This is a genomic window from Streptomyces huiliensis (assembly GCF_020037025.1).
GTDB lineage: Bacteria > Actinomycetota > Actinomycetes > Streptomycetales > Streptomycetaceae > Streptomyces > Streptomyces huiliensis.
Window position 1 is genome coordinate 1 of record NZ_JAIQLH010000422.1, and the last position, 3210, is coordinate 3210.

The window sequence follows — 3210 nt, forward strand, 5'->3', positions numbered from 1 at the left end:
GAAAGATGTTGGCGAGGCCGAGCCCGGTCAGGGCGAAACCGAGGAAGACCGCCCACAGCTCCGGCACGAGAGAGGCGAGGAGCATGCCGGCGGCGGCCGTCGCCCCACCGAAGACGAGCGTCCGCGTCTGGCCGAGCCGTTCGAGCAGGGCGGTACCGGACAGCCGCCCCACGGTCATCGCGAGCGCGAACACGGAGTACCCGACGGCCGCGGTCCCGGCCCCCACTCCGACGTCCTGCCGGAGGTGGAGAGCGCCCCAGTCGGCGAGCGCCCCCTCGCCGTACGAGGAGCAGAGAGCGATCAGACCGAAGAGGACGACGACGCCGCGCCCGCGCACGGGAGCCGCGGACCGCCGCGACGTGTGCGACACGTCGTCCGCGGGGATCGCCTCGGGCGGCCGGGGCGCCGGATGGGCGAGCAGCACCCGCCCGGCGAAGACGGTGACGACGAGGCCGACGGCGGTCAGCAGGAGCAGGTGGTGGGTCACCGCGAGCCGCCCGGCGACCAGCCCCCCGAGCCCGGCGCCGAGCATGCCGCCGACGCTGTAGGCGGCGTGGAAGCTGGGCATCACGGGCCGGCGGAGGGCGGTGACGAGGTCGACGGCGGCGCTGTTCATGGCGACGTTGATGCCGCCGTAGGCGGCGCCGAAGACGAGGAGGACGAGGCCGAGGGCGGTCGCGGACCGGGCGAAGGGCGGCAGCGCGATGCCGAGGGCCAGCACGGCCGCCGTGACGACGGTGACCGGGTGGCTGCCGAAGCGCCGGCACAGCCGCCCGGTGAGCATCATGACGGCGACGGCGCCGGCCGAGACGCCCAGCAGGGCGAGGCCGAGCGCGCCGGCGGAGGCGCCGGTGCGTTCCTTGATCGACGGGATGCGGACCACCCAGCCGGCGAAGAGGAAGCCGTCGAGGGCGAAGAAGACGGTGAGGGCGGTACGGAGGCGGCGGAGCGACGGATCGGTGGAGGTGACACGCTGGTCCCCGGCACTCCCCCGAAAGGCCGTCCGTATTTTGTTTAGCGTCGGCACAAAGTCAGAATAGGGGTGTGACCCAGACTCGGACAACACGTTTGGAGCGCGGCCGGGCCGCCCTCGGCCCCGCCCTGGAGCTCGTCCACACCGGACGCGCCCCCACCCGCGCCGTCCTCACCGCCGAACTCGGCGTGACCCGCGCCACCGCCGGCGCGGTCGCCGCGGAGCTGGAGGCGCTCGGTCTGATCCGGGTGGACGCCCGCCCGACGGCGTCCACCGGGTCGCAGGGTCGCCCCTCCCACCGGCTGTCCGTCGCGCCCGACGGTCCCGTCGTCCTGGCGGCGCAGATCCACGCGGACGGCTTCCGGGCCGCGCTCGTCGGCCTCGGCGGGCGGATGGTCGCCACGGCGCCCGGCTGCATGACGGTCCCCGCCGACCCCGCGCGCATCATCGACGCCGTCGTGGCGGCGGGCGCCGGGCTGCTGCGCGAGACCGGCCGGCGCTGCCTGGGCGCCGGGCTCGCCGTCCCTTCGGCGGTGGCCGAGCCGGAGGGCACCGCCCTCAACCCGCTGCACCTCTCCTGGCCCGCCGGGGCGCCGGTCCGCACGCTGTTCACCGAGGCCCTGGCCAAGGCGGGCGTCCTCGGCCCGGGCGGCGTCCCCGTCCCCGGCATGGCCGGCAACGACGTCAACCTCGCCGCCCTGGCCGAACACCGCCACGGCGCCGGCCGCGGCGCCCGCCACCTGCTGTGCGTGGCCACCGGCCACCGCGGCGTCGGCGGTGCGCTGGTGCTCGACGGGCGCCTGCACAGCGGGAGTTCGGGCCTGGCCCTGGAGGTCGGCCACCTGACGGTCAACCCGGCCGGGCTGCCCTGCCACTGCGGCAGCCGCGGCTGCCTCGACGTCGAGGCCGACCCGGCGGCCTTCCTCACCGCCGCCGGCCGGACGCCGGGCCCGGACAGCTCCCTGCTGCACCAGGCCACCGAGCTGCTCAGGACCGCGTACGACGACCCGTCCGTCCGGGACGCCGCCGAGCTGATCGCCGACCGCCTGGGCCTGGGCCTCGCCGGCCTCGTCAACATCCTCAACCCCGACCGCATCGTCCTCGGCGGTCTCCACCGCGAACTCCTCGCCGCCGACCCCGACCGCCTCCGCGCCGTCGTCGCCGACCGCAGCCTCTGGGGCCGCAGCGGCAGCGTCCCCATCCTCCCCGCCACCCTCGACCACAACAGCCTCGTCGGCGCGGCGGAGGCGGCGTGGCAGCCGGTCCTGGACGATCCGCTGGGGGTGCTGGGCTGAAGGGCCGGCGGAATTCGGCTTCGCCGGGCGGTGAACGCGGTGGACTCGCCGAGCGGGGAGCGCGGCGAACTCGCCGAGCGGTGAACGCGGCGAACTCGCCGGGGGCGGGCAGCCGCGGCGAGTCCGCCGAGAGAGGGCAGACGGCAGTCGCGGCGAGTCCGCCGAACGCCGGTCATGGCGAGTTCGCCGCACGGGGCGTCACGGATCGTGAGGACCACCGCAATGGTCCTCGCGCCCCGGCATGCCACCGTCCACCCGGACCGGGCGCTACGGCCGGGGCGCGGCCGGATCGGCGGTCCGCCCGGCCGTGTTCCCCGCGCGGCGGGCCCGTTCGGGTCCGGCCCGGCCGAGGAGGCCGACGGCGAGCGCCGCGGTGGCCAGCGCGGCGGCGCCCCACAGCAGCGGCGTGATGCCGGCCGCCTCCACGACCGTGCCGCCGAGGAACGCCCCCAGGGCTATGGCGGCGGTGAAGACGCCCACGTACACACCGGTGATCTGCTCGACGCGGTGGGGCGCGGACCGGGTCATCCAGATCTGCCCGGCCACCGAAAGCCCGCCGTAGGCCAGTCCCCACAGGGCGATGCCCACGCCGGTGGCTCCCGCGCTGCCGCCGAGGAGCGCCAGCAGCGCGATCGCCACCGAGATCCCCGCCGCCAGAACCAGGACCGTGGCCCGGGCACGGCGTGCCGCCGCGGCACCGGCGGCGAAGTTGCCGGCCAGGCCGAAGCCGCCGTAGACCAGCAGGAGCAGGGCGACGGTCCCGGACGACAGCCCGGTGCGCTCCTCCAGGACCGGCCGGACGTAGGTGTAGGCGGCGAAGTGGGCGGTGACGAGGAGGGTGATCAGCGCCAGGCCGACGGCCACGGCGGAGGAGCGGGGACGGGAGCGGTCGTCCGGGGCGCTCAAGGCGTCCGGGCCGACCGGATCGGCCTGCCCCGCCGG

The 3210-nt window shown here is 76.4% G+C and carries 3 protein-coding genes; 1 reads left to right on the forward strand and 2 read right to left on the reverse strand.

All coding sequences use genetic code 11. From position 1 onward, the window contains the following. A partial coding sequence (locus JNW98_RS34560) for an MFS transporter (protein ID WP_223772238.1) occupies window positions 1-1027 on the reverse strand: 1027 nt, incomplete at its 3' end. Between the two features lie 17 nt (window positions 1028-1044). Between JNW98_RS34560 and JNW98_RS34565 the strand changes: the two genes are divergently transcribed. Next, window positions 1045-2268 carry an ROK family protein gene (locus JNW98_RS34565; RefSeq protein WP_223772239.1) on the forward strand — a complete coding sequence of 408 codons (1224 nt, stop codon included), beginning with the start codon at window positions 1045-1047 and terminating at the stop codon, window positions 2266-2268. A 267-nt stretch (window positions 2269-2535) separates the two neighbouring features. Here JNW98_RS34565 and JNW98_RS34570 read toward each other — a convergent pair. Then, the coding region (locus tag JNW98_RS34570) for an MFS transporter (protein WP_223772240.1) at window positions 2536-3210 on the reverse strand (675 nt) is incomplete at its 5' end.